At 71.6% G+C, this 2,657-nt stretch carries 2 protein-coding genes and 2 tRNA genes; all 4 read left to right on the top strand.

What is annotated here, in order from left to right; genetic code table 11:
* Nucleotide 1: 1 nt before the first annotated feature.
* Nucleotides 2-832: an inositol monophosphatase family protein gene (locus QL987_RS16805; RefSeq protein WP_290158798.1), complete on the top strand. Its 831-nt coding sequence runs from the start codon at nt 2-4 to the stop codon at nt 830-832.
* A gap of 156 nt (nt 833-988) precedes the next feature.
* A complete protein-coding gene (locus tag QL987_RS16800; RefSeq protein WP_290158797.1) occupies nt 989-2,230 on the top strand; it encodes a M23 family metallopeptidase in 1,242 nt (413 codons plus the stop codon).
* 90 nt (nt 2,231-2,320) lie between these two features.
* Nucleotides 2,321-2,392, top strand: a tRNA-Thr gene (locus tag QL987_RS16795).
* Nucleotides 2,393-2,437: 45 nt separating this feature from the next.
* A tRNA-Met gene (locus QL987_RS16790) sits at nt 2,438-2,511 on the top strand.
* Nucleotides 2,512-2,657 lie beyond the last annotated feature (146 nt).

The raw sequence follows: 2,657 nt of genomic DNA, 5'->3' as shown, positions 1-2,657 counted from the left end.
TATGTCGAATGCTCCCGTGTCTGCTGCTCCCGAAGCCCTTGCCGACCTCGCCGAGGCGATCGCCCGTGAAGCCGCCGCACTCGCGGTGCAGCGCCGAGCCGAAGGGGTCGAGGTCGCCGACCGGAAGTCGAGCATCGCCGACGTCGTGACCGCCGCCGACCGCGAGGTCGAAGCGCTCATCCGCCGGCGCATCAGCGAAGCACGCCCGGACGACGCCTTCCTCGGCGAGGAGTCCGGCACAGCGACCGGCACCTCCGGCCTGACCTGGGTCGTCGACCCGATCGACGGCACGGTCAACTACCTCTACGGCAGCCCCGCCTACGCCGTGAGCATCGGGGTCGTCCGCGGTGTCCCCGACCCCGCGATGTGGGAGCCCGTCGCCGGTGTCGTGATCGCGCCGGCGACCGGACAGGTGTACCGCGCCGTGGCCGGGGGAGTGGCCACCCTCGACGGACGTCCGCTCACCGTCGCCGCACCGGAGTCCCTCGCCGAGACCCTCGTCGCCACCGGCTTCGGGTACACCGCCGAACGCCGGTGGGAGCAGGCGGCCGTCCTCGCCGGGCTGATCACCGAGGTGCGTGACGTCCGCCGTGCCGGAGCTGCCGCACTCGACTGCTGCGCCGTGGCCGCGGGCACCGTCGACGCCTACTACGAACGCGGCATCAACCCGTGGGACATGGCGGCCGGCTCGATCGTGGCCGCCGCGGCCGGAGCGGACGTCCGCACGTGGGAGGTCGGCGACACGCGGTCCTTCCTCTTCGCCGCGCCGAGCATCGTCGAGGACCTCGCCACCCTCGTACGCACGCTGGAGGACGACGTCCTGGGCGACTGAGCTCCGACCCGGGCCGAGCCACCCGCTCTGGGGGGTCTGCACAGGCGTGCACACGACTGGCGAGCACCGAACTCCTTTGCTACCGTTCAGAAGTCCCGTTACCTGCTCGTTACCGACGAGCGCCCGTGCCTCGAACTCAGGATCATCACCGAACGCATGCTCGACTCCTCGCAGACGCCCACGACCATCGACCGCAACGCCCCCGGGGCGACGCCGTCCGTGCACCTGACGAGACGAGCTCGGATCGAAGCCGAACGCGCCGCCGCGAAGACGTGCCGACGCCGGTCGGACGTCGACCGCTCGGTCGCCGCACCCGCTCGTGACGCTGCTCGTCCGGCGCCCGTCGGCTCCGGCCCCACGACTCCGCCGGCCCCCTCGTCGCCCGTCCTCCCGGCCTCGAGCGCGGCACCGCTGACCCCGCCGGCACCGTCCTCCCCGGTCGTCGCACCGCTCGCCGAAGGTGCTCCGGTGTCAGCCGCCGCTCGTCCCGCCGCCGCACGCCGCACCTCCGCGACGAAGCGCGCGACCCGGACCGCTGCGTCGAAGGCCACCCGCGCCGCCGCACCGAAGGCCACCCGCGCCGCCTCCCCGGCTGTGCCGGTCATCGCCGACGGCCCCCGCGTGGACCGTGCCACGCGGCACATCGCCCGCACCGCACCGGCCGCCGGTCGTGCGACGCGGGCCTCCGGTACCTCGTTCCGCCGGACCGCGTCCCGCGTGACGGTCGTCGGCGCACTGCTCTTCACCGCCGGTCTCGTCGTCTCGACCTCGCTGCCCGCGCAGGCCCTCTACGTCCCGCAGCCGGGTGCCGCGACCGTCCGTGCCTCCGTGCAGGACGCGCAGTCGCTCTCCGTCGGTGACGCCGTCGAGGGCACCGTGGACCGCGATGCCTACACCGTGTCCGAAGCGCAGCGGAGCGTCACCCCGGCCGCCGGCATGGCGACCGACCCCTCGACGTTCACGAACGACGCGAACGGCACGATCCAGTGGCCGTTCCCGGTCGGTGTGCCGATCTCCTCGGGCTTCGGTGGCCGACAGGTCGCCGGGTGCTCGTTCTGCTCCACGTTCCACCAGGGCGTCGACTTCGCCCCGGGTGCCGGTACCGCCATCGGTGCGGTGGCCGACGGCACCGTCATCAAGGTGCAGGCGAACGACGGCGGCTTCGGCAACGACGTCTGGATCGAGCACGACGTGGACGGCAAGCAGTTCGTCAGCGTCTACGGGCACATGCTCGACAACTCGTTCCAGGTCGTGCAGGGCGAGCACGTGAAGGTCGGTCAGACCGTCGGTCTGGTCGGCAGCACGGGCAACTCGACAGGCCCGCACCTGCACCTGGAGATCCGCATCGACGGCGTCCCGGTGGACCCGCTGGCGTGGCTCCAGGCCAACGCGAACTAGCCCTCGCGGACGGCACGCCCGGGCGTCACGGTCGGTTCCAGACCACCGTCGCGGGTCTGCTATCCTCGTGTGGTGCCGCTCGCGGTACTCGCCCCGATAGCTCAGTGGTAGAGCACTTCCATGGTAAGGAAGGGGTCGTCAGTTCAATCCTGACTCGGGGCTCCGACTCGCAGTGTTGTCACTTCGCAGTGATCACTGCGGATCCATGGCGGGGTAGCTCAGTTGGTTAGAGCACACGGCTCATAATCGTGGTGTCGCGGGTTCAAGTCCCGCCCTCGCTACCGTGCTGGTCGAACGAGTGTGATCAGCGGGAACGGCGTCAAGACGGCAAGGCCCGGCGCAGCAGCGCCGGGCCTTCGTCGTTCCCGGCGCCGTCCGTTCCGTGGCGGTCGGTTGGTCGTCGATCACGCGTCCCGCGCCTCCAGCC

Source organism: Curtobacterium sp. APC 4022, from assembly GCF_030407555.1.
Taxonomy (GTDB): domain Bacteria; phylum Actinomycetota; class Actinomycetes; order Actinomycetales; family Microbacteriaceae; genus Curtobacterium.
The sequence above is the reverse complement of the archived record's forward strand: the minus strand, read 5'-3'. Positions and strand labels throughout refer to the sequence as shown.

Excerpts from the sequence above, each read along its gene's own strand:
- QL987_RS16800 (WP_290158797.1), top strand. The coding sequence starts at position 989 with ATGCTCGACTCCTCGCAGACGCCCACGACCATCGACCGCAACGCCCCC.
- QL987_RS16805 (WP_290158798.1), top strand. The coding sequence starts at position 2 with ATGTCGAATGCTCCCGTGTCTGCTGCTCCCGAAGCCCTTGCCGACCTC.